20 protein-coding genes are annotated in these 18,398 nt (G+C 66.9%); 5 read left to right on the top strand and 15 right to left on the bottom strand.

Going from position 1 to position 18,398, the window contains the following annotated elements:
• Positions 1-14: 14 nt before the first annotated feature.
• Genes ACP5M5_RS10880 through ACP5M5_RS10870 form a run of 3 tightly spaced genes read right to left on the bottom strand, consistent with a single transcriptional unit; the run spans position 15 to position 3,178 of the window.
• Positions 15-1,052, bottom strand: a complete 1,038-nt coding sequence (locus ACP5M5_RS10880; protein ID WP_427937303.1) for a hypothetical protein — start codon at positions 1,050-1,052, stop codon at positions 15-17.
• Between the two features lie 58 nt (positions 1,053-1,110).
• The gene (locus ACP5M5_RS10875; protein WP_427937301.1) at positions 1,111-2,454 is read right to left on the bottom strand and encodes an ATP-binding protein; all 1,344 of its coding nucleotides are present in this window, start codon (positions 2,452-2,454) and stop codon (positions 1,111-1,113) included.
• A 7-nt stretch (positions 2,455-2,461) separates the two neighbouring features.
• A complete protein-coding gene (locus tag ACP5M5_RS10870; protein WP_427937299.1) occupies positions 2,462-3,178 on the bottom strand; it encodes a response regulator in 717 nt (238 codons plus the stop codon).
• Between the two features lie 154 nt (positions 3,179-3,332).
• Here ACP5M5_RS10870 and ACP5M5_RS10865 point away from each other — a divergent pair, with 154 nt between their 5' ends.
• The 3 genes from ACP5M5_RS10865 to ACP5M5_RS10855 are packed head-to-tail and all read left to right on the top strand — an operon-like array spanning position 3,333 to position 6,906.
• Positions 3,333-4,355, top strand: coding sequence for a sugar ABC transporter substrate-binding protein (locus ACP5M5_RS10865; RefSeq protein WP_427937297.1), 1,023 nt, complete (start codon positions 3,333-3,335; stop codon positions 4,353-4,355).
• 11 nt (positions 4,356-4,366) lie between these two features.
• Positions 4,367-5,863, top strand: coding sequence for a sugar ABC transporter ATP-binding protein (locus ACP5M5_RS10860; protein WP_427937295.1), 1,497 nt, complete (start codon positions 4,367-4,369; stop codon positions 5,861-5,863).
• Complete coding sequence (locus ACP5M5_RS10855) at positions 5,860-6,906, top strand: ABC transporter permease (protein WP_427937293.1); 1,047 nt, start codon at positions 5,860-5,862, stop codon at positions 6,904-6,906. Before ACP5M5_RS10860 ends, ACP5M5_RS10855 begins: the two co-directional genes overlap by 4 nt.
• On the opposite strand, the gene ychF is transcribed toward ACP5M5_RS10855, so the two are convergent.
• From ychF to rplM, 11 genes are all read right to left on the bottom strand, one after another.
• Positions 6,907-8,001: a redox-regulated ATPase YchF gene (gene ychF, locus ACP5M5_RS10850; protein WP_427937292.1), complete on the bottom strand. Its 1,095-nt coding sequence runs from the start codon at positions 7,999-8,001 to the stop codon at positions 6,907-6,909.
• A complete protein-coding gene (gene pth, locus ACP5M5_RS10845; protein ID WP_114911914.1) occupies positions 8,001-8,579 on the bottom strand; it encodes an aminoacyl-tRNA hydrolase in 579 nt (192 codons plus the stop codon). Before pth ends, ychF begins: the two co-directional genes overlap by 1 nt.
• 22 nt (positions 8,580-8,601) lie before the next feature.
• Positions 8,602-9,315: a 50S ribosomal protein L25/general stress protein Ctc gene (locus ACP5M5_RS10840; RefSeq protein ID WP_427937291.1), complete on the bottom strand. Its 714-nt coding sequence runs from the start codon at positions 9,313-9,315 to the stop codon at positions 8,602-8,604.
• A gap of 91 nt (positions 9,316-9,406) precedes the next feature.
• Complete coding sequence (locus tag ACP5M5_RS10835) at positions 9,407-10,018, bottom strand: histidine phosphatase family protein (protein WP_427937290.1); 612 nt, start codon at positions 10,016-10,018, stop codon at positions 9,407-9,409.
• A gap of 10 nt (positions 10,019-10,028) precedes the next feature.
• Complete coding sequence (locus tag ACP5M5_RS10830) at positions 10,029-10,643, bottom strand: glutathione S-transferase family protein (protein ID WP_427937288.1); 615 nt, start codon at positions 10,641-10,643, stop codon at positions 10,029-10,031.
• Between the two features lie 21 nt (positions 10,644-10,664).
• Positions 10,665-11,597 carry a ribose-phosphate pyrophosphokinase gene (locus ACP5M5_RS10825; RefSeq protein WP_427937287.1) on the bottom strand — a complete coding sequence of 311 codons (933 nt, stop codon included), beginning with the start codon at positions 11,595-11,597 and terminating at the stop codon, positions 10,665-10,667.
• A gap of 84 nt (positions 11,598-11,681) precedes the next feature.
• Positions 11,682-12,665 carry a hypothetical protein gene (locus tag ACP5M5_RS10820; protein ID WP_427937286.1) on the bottom strand — a complete coding sequence of 328 codons (984 nt, stop codon included), beginning with the start codon at positions 12,663-12,665 and terminating at the stop codon, positions 11,682-11,684.
• 1 nt (position 12,666) lies between these two features.
• The gene (pgeF, locus tag ACP5M5_RS10815; RefSeq protein WP_427937285.1) at positions 12,667-13,431 is read right to left on the bottom strand and encodes a peptidoglycan editing factor PgeF; all 765 of its coding nucleotides are present in this window, start codon (positions 13,429-13,431) and stop codon (positions 12,667-12,669) included.
• Positions 13,428-14,423 carry a class I SAM-dependent methyltransferase gene (locus ACP5M5_RS10810; protein WP_427937283.1) on the bottom strand — a complete coding sequence of 332 codons (996 nt, stop codon included), beginning with the start codon at positions 14,421-14,423 and terminating at the stop codon, positions 13,428-13,430. Before ACP5M5_RS10810 ends, pgeF begins: the two co-directional genes overlap by 4 nt.
• Before the next feature lie 62 nt (positions 14,424-14,485).
• Complete coding sequence (gene rpsI, locus ACP5M5_RS10805; protein WP_427937282.1) at positions 14,486-14,983, bottom strand: 30S ribosomal protein S9; 498 nt, start codon at positions 14,981-14,983, stop codon at positions 14,486-14,488.
• Between the two features lie 5 nt (positions 14,984-14,988).
• Positions 14,989-15,453, bottom strand: a complete 465-nt coding sequence (gene rplM, locus ACP5M5_RS10800; RefSeq protein ID WP_114913747.1) for a 50S ribosomal protein L13 — start codon at positions 15,451-15,453, stop codon at positions 14,989-14,991.
• A gap of 86 nt (positions 15,454-15,539) precedes the next feature.
• On the opposite strand from rplM, the gene ACP5M5_RS10795 reads away from it, so the two are divergent.
• Entirely contained in the window at positions 15,540-16,433 is an 894-nt protein-coding gene (locus tag ACP5M5_RS10795; protein ID WP_427937279.1) for an SDR family oxidoreductase, read from the top strand.
• Positions 16,434-16,454: 21 nt separating this feature from the next.
• Positions 16,455-17,636, top strand: a complete 1,182-nt coding sequence (locus ACP5M5_RS10790) for a M20 aminoacylase family protein (protein WP_427937277.1) — start codon at positions 16,455-16,457, stop codon at positions 17,634-17,636.
• A 134-nt stretch (positions 17,637-17,770) separates the two neighbouring features.
• On the opposite strand, the gene ACP5M5_RS10785 is transcribed toward ACP5M5_RS10790, so the two are convergent.
• The coding region (locus tag ACP5M5_RS10785) for a collagen-binding domain-containing protein (protein WP_427937276.1) at positions 17,771-18,398 on the bottom strand (628 nt) is incomplete at its 5' end.

The following is an 18,398-nucleotide window of genomic DNA, read 5'->3' as shown; positions in this document are numbered from 1 at the left end:
ACGACCCAACCGCATCAGGTCGGAATGGTCTGACCTGGATTGGCCGGCGGCGGCGACGGCGCTGGCGAGGCGGGCGGCGGCGTGACGGAGGGGCCGGGTAATGGCTGGCTCGTGACAGGCGGTTTGGGTGCCGTCTTGAGGATCAGGTTGCCGGGGGTGATCGGCGACACGCGCTGAAACGGCATGTTCGCCGGCAACGCGGGCGCCGCAACCTTCGCCCCGGGCGCGGCCGGTGGCACTGGCGGCACCGGCAGCGCGTTCGCCCCGGTCGCTGCCGGCGGCGCCGTCTCGGGCGCCGTTGTCTCTGGCGCTGTCGCCGCAGGTGCCGTCGCGTCCGGGGGCGGTGTCGCGGACGGCGCGGGCGAAACCATGTCCGGCGCGGCGGCGGGTGGCGATGCCTGCAGGCTGGGCGGCAGAACCGGCATAACGCCGAGCGGCGGATGATAAGGCGCGATGATCGGCGACGGCGGCGGCAGCGTCGCCATCGGCCGCGGCGCGCTGAGACACGCGGCGCTGCCCATCCCGACGACCACGGTTGGCATGCCATCGAGCCCCTGTTCCTGCATTTGCGCCGGCGTGCCACACCCCTCCGCCGACATCGGCAGCAAAACGAAGCCGGCGAAGGCGTGCGGCGAAATTGCCGGCACGCCATGCAGCACGAGATCCAGATCCTGCATGGTGCCGACCAGCCAGACCGGCGCCGGGCTCCGCGCGCGGGCATAGGCGAGCAGGCGCAGCATGCGGATGGTCGGGTTGACGACCAATTGCTCGTTGCGCGGATCGGGAAGCAGTAGAGCGAAATCGCGCGTCGGCAGATAGCGGCCGGCGGCGCCGATCACCGCATCGGCATCGGCGGAGGCGGCGCGGACATCGCCCCCCGGGTTCGGCGGATCGAGGAAAACATACGTCGCAACCGGCCAGCTCGGGCCGATATAGACGCCCGGCGGCCAGGTGGGCCGCGCCAGACGCTGCTGGTTCGCGCCGGAGGAACAGCCGGCCAACGCCAGTAACGCCAAGCCACAGCCGAGAATGACAGCCCGCTTGCTTCGCACCCTGTCCTCCGCCCGATATGCGGCGACGCGTAAGACCCTAGCATAAGTGGCGAAACTTTTACACCGGTAAAGAAATCGAGGCGCGCAAGCCGCCGGCCGGGCGGTTGGCCAGGGTCACATCGCCGCCATGGGCGCGAAAGATGTTTCGCGCGATCGGCAAGCCTAGTCCGCTGCCGCCGGTCGCGCGGTTGCGGCTCGCCTCAAGGCGCTGAAACGGCTGAAACATTCGCTCGATGTCGGCCTCTGGGAGGCCAGGGCCGTGATCCTCGATCTCGATCTCCACCATCCCCCCCTGCGGCGGATGCAGGCGCACCGCGGCACCGCCACCATATTTCACTGCGTTCGCGATCACATTGCCGAGCGCGCGTTTCAAAGCGATCGGCCGGGCAGTGATCGGCAGACGCTCTGGGCCGGCATAGGTAAGGCGCTCGGCGGCCTCCGGCGCGGCATCGGCGGCCTCGTCGAGCACGGTGCGGATCAGGGCGACGAGATCGAGCGTGCTCGTGCGTTCGCTCGCCGCCGCATCGCGCCCAAAGGCCAGCGTCGCCGCGACCATCGCCTCCATCTCGTCGAGATCGGCGAGGATTTTGCGCCGCATCTCGTCATCCTCGAGAAATTCGGCGCGGAGCTTGAGGCGGGTGATCGGGGTGCGGAGATCATGCCCGATCGCGGTCAGGAGAAACGTCCGATCCTGCACGAAGCGGCGGATACGCTCGGCCATGCGGTTGAAGGCGGCGGCAGCGGCGGCGGCCTCGCGTGCCCCCCCCTCGGGCAGCGGCGGCGCATCGACATCGCGCCCGAGCGCCTCGGCGGCGTGCGTCAGCGCGGTGATCGGCGCGATCAGCCGGCGGGCGACGATCAAGAACAGCACCGCCGCGAGCGCCGTGAGGCCGAGAAACAGGCCGAAATCGAGCGGCGAGTGCCAAAACTCCGGCGCCGGCACCCGCACCGTCACCGCAAGCCAGCCGTGATCCGGGAGCGCGAGCCCGACCTCAACCAGCCGGTCATAAAGCGAGCCGAGCACCACGACATCGTGCGGGCGCAGATGATAGGGCACCGGCGACAGGGTGAGATCGGCCTGGATCAGCCGCACCAGGGTGAGCGGCGCCGGCAGCAGCTCCGCCGGCGGCGCCTCGAGCAACGCCGCTTGCGTGCCAGGCGGCAGTTCGATCGCGCGGAGCAGCGCCGCCCGCCCGCCATCCGGCGTATTCATCACCACCGCGCGATAGACCGCCATCACCCGCGCCGCGACATCGCGCGCTTGCCCTAGGCGGTTGAGATCGCCGCGGTCGATTACATGAAGATAAAGTCCGCCGACTTGGGCGGCGACGAGCCCGATCAGCAGTACCACCATCGCGCGCGCGAGCAGGCTGCGCGGCCATAACCCCATGCCGCGCCTCATGCCTTGATCACCGTCGCTCGACGTCACAGGTCAAGACATAGCCGCCGCCGCGCACCGTTTTGATGACCTGGGCGTTGCGGCCGTCATCATCGAGCTTGCGGCGCAGCCGGCTGATCGCAACATCGATCGCCCGGTCGAACGGCCCCGCCTGGCGGCCGCGCAGGAGATCGAGCAGCATGTCGCGCGTCAGCACCCGATGCGGGCGCTCCAGCAGCGCGAGCAAGAGGTCGTATTCGCCCCCGGTCAACGCCACCTCCGCCCCTTCCGGGTCGAGCAGCCGGCGGCGCGCGGTCTCAAGACGCCAGCCATTAAATTGGAAGGTCCGGCGCGCCGGCGCGCCCTCCGCCTCACCCTCGCCGCTGCGGCGCAGCACGGCGCGGATGCGCGCGAGCAGTTCGCGCGGGTTGAAGGGTTTTGCGAGATAATCATCGGCCCCCATCTCGAGGCCGATGATGCGATCGGTCTCATCCCCCATCGCGGTGAGCATGACGATCGGCACATTCGCCTGCTCGCGCAGCCAGCGCGCGAGTTCGAGCCCGCCTTCGCCGGGCAGCATGAGATCGAGCACGACGAGGTGATAATGCCCTTGCGCCCAGAGCCGCCGCGCCTCGCGACCGTCGCGGGCGACGGTGACGCGAAGCCCGCCGCGCTCAAGAAACCGCGCCAAGAGGTCGCGGATCTCGTGGTCATCATCGATGACGAGAATGTGCGGGGCGGGGTCCATGCGCGCGAGACAATAGTGATTCTGGCGACGCCTGAGGAGGGGCGCGCCGGCGATTTCACAGCATTGCCAAGGCGCCGGCTTTTCGGGCAGAGTACCGGTGTCCAAGAAACAAAGCCGCCGGCGGACGTCGGCGAAACCATCACGCGGGGGAAAAATGTCGAAAAATGACAAGCGGTTAAGCCAGAATCGTCGGAACTTCATGCAAGCCGCGGCGGCGGGCGCGGCGCTGTTCGGGATCGCGCCGGCGCTGGCCGCCGAGATGGGCGAAGTCGCCGGGCGATCGGCAAAACCGCTGCGCGCCGCCTTCTCCAATGCCGGGCTGCAGGCAACTTGGTGCGCACAAGGCAAGCGGGCGGCGGAATATTGGGGCAAATTGTTCAATGTCGAGGTCACCTGGTTCGATGGCGAACTCTCGGCCCCCAAGCAGCGCGCCGCGGTGGATGACATGGCCTCGCAGAAATGGGATTTCGTCGCGATCCAGGCTTTCGGCATCGGCACGCTGACGGCCCCGGTCAACAAAATGATCGCCGCCGGCACCCCGGTGATCGACATGGATACGCTGATCGCGCCGCTCGATCAGATCAAGGTGCACAGCTTCCTCGCCCCCGACAATGAATTCATGGGCGCCTCCGTCACGCAAGCGCTGGTGGACGCGATCAACGGCGAAGGCACGATCATCATGACCCAGGGCGCGCTCGGCCATACCGGCGCCCAGGGGCGCGCACGCGGCTTCAATGCGGTGGTCAAGAAATATCCCAAGCTGCAAGTGCTCGACACCACGCCCGCGGATTGGGACGTCGCCAAGACGGCGCGGATCTGGGAGACGCTGCTCACCAAATACCCGAAAATCGATGCCGCCTATTTCCACAACGACGATATGGCGCTCGCCGCCTATAACGTCATGAAGGCGCATAATCGCACCAACATCCTGATCGGGGGCTGCGATGCGATGCCGCCGGCGCTGGAGGCGGTGCTCGATGGCCGCATGCATGCGACCGTGCGCAACCCTTCCTGCCGCATCCATGGCGGGGCGATCGTCGCCGGTGTCGCGGCGGTTGTCGGCGGCGAGAAGACTGGGCCCGGCGGGATTCCGTTGAACGTCGTCACTGACGGCCCGGTCGTCACCAAAAGCAACGCGCCGGGGATGCTGTGGATGGAAAATCACTACCTGATTTGAGGGGGCGGCCAATGTCCTCGACGCCGCTCCTCGAACTTCGCGACGTCGCCAAATCCTTCGGCGGCGTCGCGGCTCTCAGAGGGGTCGATTTCACCCTCGCTGCTGGCGAAATCCACGGTCTCGTCGGCGAAAACGGCGCCGGCAAATCGACGCTGATGAAAATCATCGCCGGCGTCCACGCGAGCGATCAGGGCGAAATGCGGATCGAGGGCAAAATTGTGCGGCTCCGCTCGGCGCGGGACGCGCGCGAGGCCGGGATCGGCATGGTGCATCAGGAACTCGCCATCGTGCCGACGCTCTCGGTCGCCGAGAACGTGCTCCTCGGCATGCAGCCGCGCAACCGTCTCGGCTTCATCGACTGGCCGGCGATGGTGGCGATCGCTGGGCGGCATCTCGAGAGCCTAGGCCTTGCGATCGATCCGCGCGCCGAGATGGGAAGCCTGCCGCTCGGCGTGCAGCAGCTCGTCGAACTCGCGCGCGTGCTGTTTTCCGGTGCGCGCATCGTCATTCTCGACGAACCGACCTCGGCCCTCTCGCCGCCCGAGATCGCGCGGCTCTTCGCGCTGCTCGAGCGGCTGCGCGCCGAGGGCAGAAGTTTCATCTTCATCTCGCATTTCCTCGACGACGTGCTCGCTATCTGCGACCGCGTCAGCGTGTTTCGCAACGGCGCCAAGGCTGGCGAAGCGCGCGTCGCCGCAATCGACAAGGCGTGGCTGATCGAACGCATGATCGGCGCCGGGCATCACGAACTCGAGGAGAGCTATCTCGGGGAGATCGCGCTGCACGGCCCTAAAGATGCGCCGGTGGTCTTAGCGGCGGAGGGGCTTGGCCTCGGCGCATCGTTCGAGGATGTCTCGCTTAGCGTGCGCGCCGGCGAGGTGCTCGGGATTTATGGGTTCATGGGCTCGGGTCAGCTCGATCTCGCCCGCGCCCTGTTCGGCAAGACCCCGCCAGAACGCGGCATCGTGCGGATCGAAGGCCACGCCGTGCGGCTTTCCAACACCACCCACGCGTGCCGTGCCGGCCTTGCCTTCGTGCCCGAAAGCCGGCGCAGCATGCTGTTCGCGCTCGAACCGCTCTATAAAAACATGTCGATTAGCGTGCTCGAGCGCCTCGCCCGGCTCTGGCTCAAACCGAAACGCGAGCGTGAGATCGCGCGCCGGCACATCGCCGAACTCGGCATTCGCCCAGCGCTCCCCGATCGCCCGCTGGGGACGCTTTCGGGCGGCAATCAGCAGAAAGTGGCGCTGGCGAAATGGCTCACGTTCATGCCGAAAGTGCTACTTCTCTCGGAGCCGACCCGCGGGATGGATGTCGGCGCCAAGGAAGACGTGGTGCGCATCGTGCGCCGGCTGCGCGATGAGGGGCTTGCGATCATCGTCGCCTCCACCGAGCCGGAGACGGTGCTTTCGCTCGCCGATCGCATCCTGGTGATGAAAAAGGGCCGCATTACCCGCGAATTCGCCCATGAGGTGGTGAGCAAAGACCGTCTTCTCGCCGCCGCATGAACAAAGAACGCACCAGTTTTGCCGAGACCGCCCCCGCCATTCCCGCGCCGCGCCGCGGGCAATGGCTGCGTCTGCGGCTGCGCAATATCGCGCCCTTCGCGACCCTGCTGTTCCTCGTCGTGCTGTTTTCCGCAGCCAGCCCCTCCTTCCTCACCCTCGATAATCTCGCCAATATCCTGCAGCAGATTTCCGTGACCGGGATCATGGCAGTCGGGCTCACCTTCGTCATTCTCTGTGCCGAGATCGATCTCGGTGTCGCCAGCGTCGCCAACGCGACCGGCATCATCCTGGCTTTTTTCACCGCCCAAGATGCGAGCGTGAACATCGCCAATCTGCCGCTGCCGGGGGGTGCTGCGATCGCGCTCGCGGTGTTTGGCAGTTTTCTCCTCGGTGCGGTCAATGCCTTCGGCATCACCTGGATCGGCATTCCCTCCTTCATCATGACGCTCGCGATGTTGCAGATCGGCGCTGGCATTTGCGCAATGCTGGTGCGCGGGCAGATCGCCTACGCGGTGCCAAAAGTGATCGCGGCACTCGGCAATGGCGGGCTTGGCCCGGTGCCGTGGATCGTCATCGTGGCAGGCCTCGTGCTGGCACTCGCGCATATCGTGCTCACCTACACGCGCTTTGGCCGTTATGTGTACATGGTCGGCGGCAACCGCGAGGCGGCGGAGTATTCCGGCGTCAATGTGCGCGCCGTGATCGCCGCGGTGATGATCATCTCGGCGCTCTGCTCGGGGCTTGCCGGCATGCTCGGCGTCGCCCATTTCGGCAGCGCGCAACAGGATGAATTCGATAACTATCTGCTCGATTCGATCTCGGCGGTGGTGGTCGGCGGCACCAGCCTATTCGGCGGCCAGGGCGGCATCGGCAATACGCTGGTCGGCCTCTTCGTGCTCGGCGTCCTCAATAACGGCCTCGATCACGTCAATATCGACAGTTTCTTGAAAATTTTGATCCGCGGCCTGATCCTGCTCGCCGCCCTGATCATCAATGTCTATGCGCAGCGGCTGAAAGCGCTGCCCGAGACCGGCGCCGGCTGATCAGACGTTGAAGCGAAACAAAAGCACATCGCCGTCCTGAACCACGTAATCGCGGCCCTCGATGCGCAGTTTCCCGGCCTCGCGCGCGCCGGCCTCGCCACGACCCGCGACATAATCCTCATAGGCGATGGTTTCGGCGGCGATGAAGCCACGTTCGAAATCACCGTGGATGACGCCGGCGGCTTGCGGGGCGCGGGTGCCGCGCGTGATCGTCCAGGCCCGTGTCTCCTTGGGCCCGGCCGTGAAATAGGTGATCAGCGCGAGGAGATCATAGCCAGCGCGGATCACCCGTTCGAGCCCGCTTTCCGCGAGACCGAGCCCGGCGAGAAACTCGCCACGCTCGCTCTCTGGCAATTGCGCGACCTCGGCCTCGATCGCGGCCGAGACGATGACCACCGCCGCCCCCTCGGCCCGCGCCCGCTCGGCGACCCGCGCGCTCGCTTCATTGCCGCGCGCCGCGTCCGCCTCGGCGACGTTGCAGACATAAAGCACCGGCTTTGCGGTCAGAAGATCGAGCCGGCGCACCGCCTCGTGCTCGCCCGCCGGGATCGCCTGGCGCGCCGGCCGACCGGCCTGCAAGGCTTCCAGCAGCGGCGCGATCAACGCCGCCTGCGCTTGCGCCTCACGATCGCCACCGCGCCCTTTTTTCTGCAAATTCGGCAGGCGCTTTTCCAGGCTTTCGAGATCGGCGAGCATCAATTCGGTCTCCACCGTCTCGGCGTCGCGCAGCGGATCGATACTGCCCTCGACATGGACGATATCGTCATCCTCGAAGCAGCGCAGCACATGGATGATGGCATCGACCTCGCGGATATTGGCGAGAAACTGGTTGCCGAGCCCCTCCCCCTTCGCCGCCCCGCGCACGAGGCCGGCGATATCGACGAATTCGAGCGAGGTCGGCACGACCCGCGCCGATTTCGCGATCCCGGCAAGCACCGCAAGCCGCGCATCCGGCACCGCGACGCGGCCGATATTGGGCTCGATGGTGCAGAACGGATAATTCGCCGCCTGCGCTTGCGCCGTCGCCGTCAACGCATTGAACAACGTCGATTTGCCGACATTGGGCAGCCCGACGATGCCGCAATTGAATCCCATCAGCCCTGCTCCTGGCGCAAAAGCGCGACCTTGGTCATGAACGCCTCCCCTTGCCCAGACGCCAAGAGCGGCGCCGCCGCGGCGACGGCATCGAGGAGTGGCACCAGCCAATCCTCGTCCTCGCGGCCAAAATCGCCAAGCACGTGGCCGAGCACCCGTGCCTTCTCGCCAGGATGGCCGATGCCGAGCCGCACCCGCCAGTAATCCTCCGTCCCGAGCAAGCGATCGAGGCTGCGCAGACCATTATGCCCCGCTGCCCCGCCGCCGCGCTTCACTCGCAGCTTGCCCGGCGCGAGATCGAGATCGTCGTGGAACACCGTGATCGCCGCCGGTGCGATCTTGTAGAACGCCGCCGCGGGAACGACGCTCTCGCCAGAGGCGTTCATATAGGTCAGCGGTTTCAGCGCGAGCACCCGTTGCGATCCGATCTGCCCCTCGGCGATCAGGCCCTTGAAACGCTGCCGCCACGGGCCGAACCCGTGGCGGTCAGCGATGACATCAAGCGCCATGAAACCGATATTATGCCGGTTGCGGCGCATGCGCGGCTCGGGATTGCCGAGGCCGACCCAAAGCAACATGCGTCACACACGGTCCGCGCGATCAGCCCTTCTTGCCGCCCGCAGGCTTGGCCGGCGCCGCCTTGGCGGGGGCTGCGCCCTTGGCCGGCGCCGCGGCAGCAGCACCCTTGGCGGGGCTTGCCGCCGCCGGCGCCGCCGCCCCTTCGGCCACCTCGGTGGTCTCGGCCGCCTTGGTCGGCGCCGCGATGGTCAGGATCACAAAGTCACGATCGAGGATGGTCGGGCGGCAATGCTCGGTGCCCTTGAGATCGGACCAGCGGACATTGTCGTTGATGTCGAGTGCTGCGAGATCGGCCTCGAAATATTCCGGCACCTTCTCCGGATCGCAATACACATCGACGGTATGACGCACGACATTGAGCACGCCGCCGCGCTTGACGCCGGGGCTGATGCCATCGTTCTTGACATGCACGGCAACCGCGACGCGCACCGCCTCGCCGGCAGCGAGGCGCTGGAAATCGACATGGATCGGCGCGTCATTCACCGGGTGGAACTGCACGTCACGAATGAGCGCGCGCGTTTTCGCCCCCGCCACCGAAATTTCATAGAGGCGCGAGCGCCAGCCGCCGCGATGGATCTCACGCAGCACCAGGCGCGGGTCGAGCGCGATGAGGCTCGGGCTCTCCTTCGCGCCATAAATCACCCCGGGCACTTTGCCCTCTCTCCGGGTCGCCCGCGCCGCCCCCTTACCGGCTCGCGTGCGCGCCTCGGCCTCGATCGTCACGAAATTGGCCATGGTTCGCTCCTGCTGCTATTCATTCCAAACGCCGGCCTCCAGGGGTGCCGGCGCGGGTTGCGCTTAGCCGATCGGCGCCAGCGCGGCAACCTTATCCTGCGCCGTCCGCGGCCGGCGTGCCCGCCGCCCATTGATCCACCTCGGCCGGCGAGAGCAGGCGCCAGGTTTCGCCAGCCGCAGTCGGGGGGAGGCAGAAGATCGGCACGCCATTGGCGGTCCTGACCGCGGCGGTCAGACCCATTTCGGCGCGCACGGCGCGGAACAGGCCGCCATGCGCCACCACCAGCCAACGCCGCTCGACGGCAAGCACGCGATTGAGCGCCAAGCAGGCGCGCACCCGAAGTGCGCCGAACGGCTCGCCGCCTTCGGGCGTCGCGCGGCCGGCGAACCAATCCGTGAACCATGCCCCCATCGGCCGGCCTTCCTCGACGCCGAAGGCGACCTCACGCAGATCAGGCACGATCTCGACCGGAACCCCAAGGGTCGCGGCGGCGATATCGGCGGTCTGGCGCGCGCGGCCGAGAGGCGAGACGGCGATCGCCTCGATCCCGCGCCCGACCAGCGCCGCCGCCGCTCGGCGTGCCTGGGCGATACCATGCGCGTTGAGCGGAATATCGACATTGCCCTGGGCGAGATTTTGGGCGTTCCAATCGGTCTCGCCGTGGCGGAGAAACCAAAACGGCGCCTGGATGAGGGTGCTCAAACCGCCACCCTCAGGCAAACCCTTCCTTATGCAACACCCGCTGCACCGCCGGGCGGGCGAGCATGCGCTGGTAATGCGCGGCGAGATGGGCGGGAAGTGGCTGTTTGCCCGACGTGCGCCAGAACTCGATATAGAAAACAGCGGCATCCGCGATCGAATACGGCCCGACGGCATAATCCTTGCCATCCAGCGTCTTGTCGAGAAGGGCGAGCCCGGTTTCGAAAATCTCGAGGCCGCGTTTTTTCACCGCATCCGCATCGGCTTCGCTCGGGGCAAATTTTCCAGGGGCGAACATCCGCGAAAACCCCTGCATGTGGATGGTGGCGACGACATAATCGATGATCTCGAGCGCCCGCGCCTGCGCCTCGACGCCGTCTGGCCAGAGTTTCGCGGCGGGGTGGGTCTGCGCGAGATAATAGGCGATCGCCGGGAACTCGGTCAGCACCGAGCCGTCATCGCGGATAAGGGTCGGCACTTTCGACTTGGGGTTGCGAGCGGTGAACCCTTCCTTGAAATGCTCACCATCACGGAGAGAGATTTTTTCGATCTCGAAGGGGGCGCCGATTTCCTCCAGAATGACGTGAATGCCGATCGAACAGGCACCGGGCGCATAAAGCAGCTTCATGAGGGTTTCCTTCCTTGAAACTCATTCGAAAAGTGAGCTGACGGAGCTTTCGTCGCTGATCCGGCGCATCGCCTCGGCGAGCAAGCGGGCGATCGAAAGCTGGCGGATATTGTGGGCCAAGCGTACCGCTTCCGTCGCCAGAATGCTATCGGTGATGGTCATCATCGCGATCGGGCTTGCGGTGATGCGCGCAACCGCGCCGCCCGAAAGCACGCCGTGTGTCGTATAAACGCTCGCCGAACGGGCGCCGTTGGCAACCAGGGCGGCGGCGGCGTTGCACAGCGTGCCACCGGAATCGACGATGTCGTCGACCAAAATGCAATCGCGCTCGGCCACATCGCCGATCACGTTCATCACCTCCGAAACCCCGGCGCGCTCGCGGCGCTTGTCGATGATGGCGAGATCGCAATTGAGCCGGGTCGCGATCGCGCGCGCGCGGACGACGCCGCCGACATCGGGGGAGACGATCATGAGATCCTTGCCGTCGAAGCGCTCGCGAATGTCGCGGGTAAAAAGCGGCGCGGCGTAGAGATTATCGACGGGAATGTCGAAAAACCCCTGGATCTGCCCGGCGTGCAGATCCATGGTGAGAACCCGGTTGGCGCCCGCCTCGGTGATCAGATTAGCGACCAATTTCGCGCTGATCGGCGTGCGCGGGCCGGATTTGCGGTCCTGGCGGGCATAGCCGAAATAGGGGATGACCGCCGTCACCCGCCGCGCCGAGCCGCGCCGCAGGGCGTCCAGCGTGATCAAAAGCTCCATTAGATTGTCGTTGGCGGGATACGAGGTCGACTGAATAACGAAAACATCCTCGCCGCGGACATTTTCGTGAATTTCGACAAACACCTCCATATCGGCGAAGCGGCGGATGGCGGCGCTGGTCAGCGGCAGATTGAGCGCCGCGGCAACGGCCTCGGCGAGTGCGCGGTTGCTGTTACAGGCGACGATTTTCATCTGGCGTGATCCCGAGGCCCCGATCGATCCGGGGGTGCGTGCGGCTTCTAGCAATGTGACAGGAGCATGTCCAACCGGCGCGTGTCATGGCTGGGTCGGCTCGCCGAAGGCAGCCGCGGCGGCTGGCGGGGCGGCGGCCGGAGGCGGGGATGCCGGCGCCGCGGCGGCACTCTTGCCGAGCGGCAGCGCGCCCGGCGGCGGGTGGCGTTGCTTCTCCATCACCTCGCGCATGCCGAGCGCCGCCTGTTGCGCGACGACGATGGCAATATCTCCCCAATATTGATCGAGAGTGCCGTTCGGCACCTCGTTGATCTGGACGATACGGCCGAGATCGTGGCCGCTCGCATCCCGCATCTGCCATTGGATCTCAACGCGACTATTGCCAGCGTCGGCGGGCGCGATACGCACCTCGCCGCCGATGGTGAAATCCGCCGCCTTGGGATCATTCGCGATGATCACGCCGAGCTGGGGCAGTTGCAGGCGGAGTTGATGGGCCAGCGAAGAATCGCCATCCCCCGGCGCCCCGGTGACGCCGAGTACCGCGACCTCGGCCGGACGGTGGTAGAGACTATGGGGGTCGTTCTGCTTCTCCGCAGCATCGATGCTGGTGAGGAGGTCGGCGAGCTTGGGCGCGACGTCCTGCGCCGCGCTCTGCAACACCCCGGCATCGCCACGCGCCCACGACGCCGCCGGCTCCGGCAGCCCATCGATATGCGCGATCGTGACGCCAGCGGGATTGACGATGGCATAATGCGGGATCACCTGCGCCTGCCGCATCTCTGCGGTTGCGACCAGACGCCAATCCGCGCTCTTGGCGATCACCGCCTGCGCCGGCACCTCGTTGCCGAGCAGCGCCTCGGCGAGATCGGTCGCGAACGCCTTGGCGTCGGCATCGGTGAGCAGGGCGTTGGCCGGAACCGGCACCGCAAGACGCGGCGGCGGCGGCTGCACAAGCCGCGCCGTCTCGCCGGTTGGCGGCCCGGCGAAGGGATGCGGCACTGGCACGCACGCGGCGAGCGCCAACAAAAGCGCCGCAACGCCGCAAGTGACGCGAACGAAACGCCTCATGTCATCGTACGATCACCGACATTTGATGCCCGATTGCGCCGCCGCCGGCGAGCACGCGCCGGCGATGACTGAAAAACCGCGCCGCGTCGGTCACCGTGTCGCTCGTCGGAAGCGCCACCTCGGCAATCCCGGCGGCCGCGAGCCGGGCCGCGCAAAAGCCGGGAAGGTCGAACTGCCAATGCGCGTGATCGCGCCCTTGGGCAAAAAATCGTTCATTCACGCTATCTTGTGCCAAAACCGCGGCGCGCAGATCGGCGCCGACCTCATACGAACGCTGCGCGATGCAGGGGCCGATCGCCGCCTTGATGCCCTCGCGCCGCGCGCCGAGGGCAACCATCGCCGCGACCGTCGCCTCGAGCACGCCGGCCAGCGCTCCGCGCCAGCCAGCATGGGCGGCGCCGATCACCCCGGCCGCGGCATCAGCGAACAGCACCGGCGCGCAATCGGCGGTGACGATCGCGAGGGCGACCCCACCCCGCGCCGTCACCATCGCGTCCGCGGCCGGCCCCGCGCCCGGCGCCCACGGGGTTTCGACGGGCACCACCGTGGCGCCATGCACCTGCGTCAGCCCGACCATCAGCGCCGGATCGGCCCCCAGCGCGCGCGCCGCCCGGGCGCGGTTCTCGAGCACGTTCGCGGGCGCATCCTGGCCGCCGAGGCTGCCGTTGAGCGCGGCGAAGGCGCCGGTCGAGACGCCGCCTTCGCGCGTGAAAAACCCGTGCCTTGCGGCAAGCGCCGGCACGCTGAGAAAAGGCGGCAGAGTCACATCGCAAATCCCGGCGGCGGTGGCGCCGCAGCATGCATGATCGCAAGGGCCTTGAACAGCAGGCCCATGCGATCGGGCTCGGCTAGGCGCTGCGCCGCGGCGATCACGGCCGCCGCCGGTTTGGGCGGGAGATTGCGCGCAAGCTGGCCGCTCCGCGCGAAGAGTCCGAGCCGGGCGAGAAAAACCCCCTGCGGGAGCGGCCCGAAAACCGCCGCCCCCTGCGCTCTCGCGGCATCGGCGAGCGGGCTGAAGGCAACATGGGCGGTAAGATCGGCCTCGCCCGGGCTTGCGAGCGGCGGCGCCGGACGACCGCGACGCAACGCTTGCAGGCTTTCGCCGGCGGCGGCCTGCGCCGGGCCGTAATCGATGAGCAAGGCGGCGCCGCCATCGGCCGCGATCCGCGCTGAGAGCGCCGTGACCCAGTCCCGCGCCGCCTCGGCGACCTCCATCACCGCGCCCTCCGCCAACGCGGGCGGCGCGACCTCGGCGAGCAGCGCCGGCGGATCGGGGCAGGCGATTTCAACAAACGCCGCGCCGGCGACGTGGCGCTCGGCCCAGCCGCCACCGCGGCGGACGAATTGGCGGATCGGCAAGGAGTCGAGAAATTCATTGGCAAGCAGGATGAGCGGCCCCGGCGGCAAGGTCGCAAACGTCTCATGCCAGGTGGCGCCGGGCAGCTTTGCCGCTTGCAGGGCGCGGAGCCGGGGCGAGGTCTCGATCAGATGGAGGCGGAGGGCGGCCGCGAAATCGGGCGTGACGGCGGCGATCGCACGCTGCGCATCCGCCATCAAGGTGCCGCGTCCGGGCCCGGCCTCGACGAGTAAAACCGGGTCGGGGCGGCCGAGCAGCCGCCAGGTCTCGGCCGCCCAAAGCCCGAGCAACTCACCGAAAACCTGAGATATTTCCGGAGCAGTGGTGAAATCGGCGAACGGATCGCGGCGCGCGTAATAAAGCGCATTGGCCGCCGCCATGAAATGATCGAGCCGCTCCATCGCCGCTCAGCCCCGGCGCGGGGACAGGGCATCGCGCCCTGCCCCGCCGCCGGTCGCCGTGCTCAGCGCTTGCTGAACTGGAAGCTCCGCCGCGCCTTCGCGTGGCCGTATTTCTTGCGCTCGACGACGCGCGAATCGCGGGTAAGAAAGCCCGCGACCTTGAGAATGCCGCGCAATTCCGGCTCATAATGGGTGAGTGCCCGCGAAATCCCGTGCCGCAGCGCACCGGCCTGGCCGGAAAGCCCGCCGCCGGTGACGGTGCAGGTGACGTCGAACTGGTTGTAGCGATCGGCAACCAGGAAGGGCTGGGTGATCAGCATGCGTAAGACCGGGCGGGCGAAATACTGCCCGACCTTCTTGCCATTCACAGTGATCTCCCCTTTGCCGGGCTTGATCCAGACGCGGGCGACGGCATTCTTGCGCCGGCCTGTCGCGTAGGCGCGGCCCTGGGCGTCGCGCTTGGCTTCGTATTTCGGCCCCTCCGGGGCGCTCGGCGCGAGATTGGGCGCGGCGGCGGTGAGATCCTTGAGATCGGCCAGCGTGCGGGTGGTTCCTGACATCGGGCTCAGCCTCTCATGTTTTTCGGATTGAGGGCGGCAAGATCGAGCCGGCGCGGCGTCTGCCCGGCATGGGGATGCTCGGCCCCGGCATAGACATGCAGATTGCGCATCTGCTGGCGCTGCAGCGGCCCGCGGGTGATCATGCGCTCGATGGCCTTTTCCACCACCTGCTCCGGCCGCTTGCCGGCGAGGCGCTGGCGCGCGCTCTGGCCCTTGATGCCGCCGGGATAGCCGGTGTGGTAGTAGAAAATCGCCTGCTCGGCCTTCTTGCCGGTGAGCCGCACCTTGTCCGCGTTCACGATCACGACATGATCGCCGCAATCGACATGCGGGGTGAATTGTGGCTTGTGCTTGCCGCGGAGACGCATCGCAACCAGGGCGGCGAGACGGCCGAGCACAACGCCCTCGGCATCGATCAGCACCCAGTCCTTCTTCACCTCCGCCGGTTTCAGCGAGAGAGTCGTTTTCATGACCCATTCCTTCTTGAAAGTCGCCGGCTTATGCCGAGCATACGCCAAAACGTCAAGTGGTCTGCGCGATTTTTGTGTGAGGTAACATGATACCACAAACGACCGAGCCGGTGCACCTCATCGGCGCCAGCGGCAAAAGCGGCCGGGCGCTGACCCGCGCCCTGCTCGCGGGGGGCATCGGCGTCATCCCGGTGGTGCGGAGCGCGGATTGGCAGCCAGCCAACGATCTCCGCGCCCATCCCTTGCTTGCGCCGGTGCGGCGCGCCGATTTCGGCGATCGCCGCGCGATGACGGCGGCGCTCGCCGATGCCGGGCGCATCGTCAATACCGCCCATGCCCGCCATACCGAAGCCTTGCTCGAAGCCGCCCCGCGCCCCGCCCGCCTCGTCTTGCTTGGCAGCACACGGCGCTTTTCGCGCTTCCCCGACCCCCTCGCCGATGAGATCCGCGCCGGCGAGGCAGCCTTTCTCGCCTCCGGCCGCGCCGGCGTGATGCTGCACCCGACGATGATCTACGGCGCGACCGGGGAGGAGAACGTCCAACGCCTCGCCGCCATGCTGCGCCGCCTGCCCTTCCTGCCGCTTCCCGGCGGCGGGCGGAGCCTGATCCAGCCGATCCATCAAGATGACGTTACACAATCGCTCCACGCCGCGCTCGGCATCGCTTGGGAAGGGCCGGAGACGCTGGTGATCGCCGGCGGCGAGGCCGCGACATACGCCGATTTCGCCCGCGCCATCGCCACTGCCTGCGGCCTTCCCCGGCCGCGGATCGTGCCGATGCCAGCCTCACTCCTGATGCTCGCAGCCAGGATCACCAGCTTCCTTCGCCTCCCGCTTCGCGCGCGACCCGAGGAAATCCGCAGACTTTTGGAAGACAAGGCCTTCCCCACCGCGCCGATGATCGCACGCCTCGGTGTGCGCCCGATCGGCCTTGCCGACGGGCTTGCGCGCACGTTTCAAGCCGTCAAGATGGGCCCTTGAATTCCCGCAAGGAGCCCGCTCATGCCAATCATCAACCGAATCGCCGCCTATGCCGATGACCTCACCGCCTGGCGCCGTGATTTTCACGAGCACCCCGAACTCGGCTTCGAAGAAGTGCGCACCAGCAAAATCGTCGCCGAAAAGCTGCGCGAATTCGGGGTGGACGAGGTGGTGACGGGCATCGCCAAAACCGGGGTGATCGGCGTCATTCATGGCAAACATGACGGCCAGGGCCGCGCCATCGGGCTCCGCGCCGATATGGACGCGCTGCCCATTCTCGAGGAAACCGGCCTTCCTTACGCCTCGAAAACGCCGGGCAAAATGCATGCTTGCGGCCATGACGGGCACACGACGATGCTGCTCGGCGCCGCCCGCTACCTCGCCGAGACCCGGAATTTCGACGGCACCGTCTATCTCATCTTTCAGCCCGCCGAGGAAGGGCTCGGCGGCGGGCGGGAAATGGTGAAAGAAGGGCTTTTCTCGCGCTATGAGATGGAGCGCGTCTACGGCATGCATAACTGGCCTGGGATTCCGGAAGGTGTCTTCGCCTGGCGCGAAGGCCCGGTGATGGCGGCGGCGGCGCAGATCGACATCTGCATCACCGGCCGCGGCGCCCATGGCGCGCAGCCGCATAACGGCAACGACCCGATCGTGATCGCAAGCCAGATCGTGACGGCGCTGCAAACCATCGTCGCCCGCCGCGTCGATCCCAACCTCCCGGCGGTGTTGACGATCGGGCAGATCGTCGCCGGTGACACCTACAACGTCATCCCGCAGCAAGCGCGGATGAAGGGCACGGCGCGCTGGTTCCAGCCGAAAGTGGGCGACCAACTCGAACAAGGGGTGCTGCGGCTGGTGCGCGGCATCGCGGAAAGCTTTGGCGCCAGCGTCGAGGTCGAATTCCGCCGCACCTACCCGGCGACGGTGAACGACGTGGAGGCGACGACGCTGGCCCGCCGCGCCGCCGAAGCGGTGGCGGGCGCCAACGCCGTCCGCCATATGGACCAGCCGACCATGGGCAGCGAGGATTTTTCCTTCATGCTCAATGAGAAATCCGGCTGTTACATCATGCTCGGCGGCGGCCGCGGGCGCGAGAACGAGCCGATGGTCCACCACCCGGCCTATGATTTCAACGACTCCCTGCTTCCCATCGGCGCCTCCTACTGGGCGACGTTGGTCGAGCAGCAGCTCGCCAAGGGATAATCGAAAGAGCCGCTACCCGAGTCGGCTCACGCCCATGACGCGCGGAAGGATCGGGCGGCGTTCGACGCGGCTACCCTCAAACCAGGAGAAGTTTTTTGGTTCTTTTTTTTCAAAAAAGAACCGCTTTCTTCATGCTATCGTCTCGCACGCGCGCGGCGGCGAAGCGCGGCCAGCGCCAAGGTGCCGGTCGCGAGCAGGGCGAGCGCTGGCGGCTCTGGGACGTCCGCTGTCGTCGTGGAGGTGGTCGGGATGCCGCTGAGATCGCCGATGGGCAAAGCGAGGTTGTGGACCTCCCCGCCCTGATCGAGGGACTCGCCGATCACCGCGCCGGTGAGATCGCCGGATGGATTGCTGATCACCGCGTCGGGGGCGAGAATTTGCCCGGCCCAGCTGCCGGCGAAATTCAGCGTCGTGGTATCGACGAAATCCCAGATCACGCTTGCATCACCGGTGAAGGTATTGAGATTGGGGAGTGCTGTGGTCGCGCTTCCGGTGACGACGACGATGACGGCATCGAACCCATTGGTGTTGATGCCAGCGAAATTCTGATAGCCGGCGAGATCGCCCATCGTCGTGGTGAATAGCCCGTAGGTCTTGCCGCCGAAATTGCCGCTCGCCGGGGTCGCGGTGAACGAGGTCGGGCCGTTCTGGACATAGGGGCCGATGGTCTGTGCCCCGCTCGTGGTCGCAAGGCTCGCGAGCGAGGTGCTAAGATCGGTGAGCGCGGCTTGGAAGGGCAGCGTCGCGCTGAAGGGGAAAACC

It is taken from the genome of Acidibrevibacterium sp., from assembly GCF_049965395.1.
GTDB lineage: Bacteria > Pseudomonadota > Alphaproteobacteria > Acetobacterales > Acetobacteraceae > Acidibrevibacterium > Acidibrevibacterium fodinaquatile.
The sequence above is the reverse complement of the archived record's forward strand: the minus strand, read 5'-3'. Positions and strand labels throughout refer to the sequence as shown.

What these genes read in the sequence shown, in the direction of transcription:
- ACP5M5_RS10875 (WP_427937301.1), bottom strand. Translation starts at nt 2,454, where the DNA reads ATGAGGCGCGGCATGGGGTTATGGCCGCGCAGCCTGCTCGCGCGCGCG.
- ACP5M5_RS10870 (WP_427937299.1), bottom strand. Translation starts at nt 3,178, where the DNA reads ATGGACCCCGCCCCGCACATTCTCGTCATCGATGATGACCACGAGATC.
- ACP5M5_RS10865 (WP_427937297.1), top strand. Translation starts at nt 3,333, where the DNA reads ATGTCGAAAAATGACAAGCGGTTAAGCCAGAATCGTCGGAACTTCATG.
- ACP5M5_RS10860 (WP_427937295.1), top strand. Translation starts at nt 4,367, where the DNA reads ATGTCCTCGACGCCGCTCCTCGAACTTCGCGACGTCGCCAAATCCTTC.
- ACP5M5_RS10855 (WP_427937293.1), top strand. Translation starts at nt 5,860, where the DNA reads ATGAACAAAGAACGCACCAGTTTTGCCGAGACCGCCCCCGCCATTCCC.
- ychF (WP_427937292.1), bottom strand. Translation starts at nt 8,001, where the DNA reads ATGGGATTCAATTGCGGCATCGTCGGGCTGCCCAATGTCGGCAAATCG.
- pth (WP_114911914.1), bottom strand. Translation starts at nt 8,579, where the DNA reads ATGTTGCTTTGGGTCGGCCTCGGCAATCCCGAGCCGCGCATGCGCCGC.
- ACP5M5_RS10840 (WP_427937291.1), bottom strand. Translation starts at nt 9,315, where the DNA reads ATGGCCAATTTCGTGACGATCGAGGCCGAGGCGCGCACGCGAGCCGGT.
- ACP5M5_RS10830 (WP_427937288.1), bottom strand. Translation starts at nt 10,643, where the DNA reads ATGAAGCTGCTTTATGCGCCCGGTGCCTGTTCGATCGGCATTCACGTC.
- ACP5M5_RS10825 (WP_427937287.1), bottom strand. Translation starts at nt 11,597, where the DNA reads ATGAAAATCGTCGCCTGTAACAGCAACCGCGCACTCGCCGAGGCCGTT.
- ACP5M5_RS10820 (WP_427937286.1), bottom strand. Translation starts at nt 12,665, where the DNA reads ATGAGGCGTTTCGTTCGCGTCACTTGCGGCGTTGCGGCGCTTTTGTTG.
- ACP5M5_RS10810 (WP_427937283.1), bottom strand. Translation starts at nt 14,423, where the DNA reads ATGGAGCGGCTCGATCATTTCATGGCGGCGGCCAATGCGCTTTATTAC.
- rpsI (WP_427937282.1), bottom strand. Translation starts at nt 14,983, where the DNA reads ATGTCAGGAACCACCCGCACGCTGGCCGATCTCAAGGATCTCACCGCC.
- rplM (WP_114913747.1), bottom strand. Translation starts at nt 15,453, where the DNA reads ATGAAAACGACTCTCTCGCTGAAACCGGCGGAGGTGAAGAAGGACTGG.
- ACP5M5_RS10795 (WP_427937279.1), top strand. Translation starts at nt 15,540, where the DNA reads ATGATACCACAAACGACCGAGCCGGTGCACCTCATCGGCGCCAGCGGC.
- ACP5M5_RS10790 (WP_427937277.1), top strand. Translation starts at nt 16,455, where the DNA reads ATGCCAATCATCAACCGAATCGCCGCCTATGCCGATGACCTCACCGCC.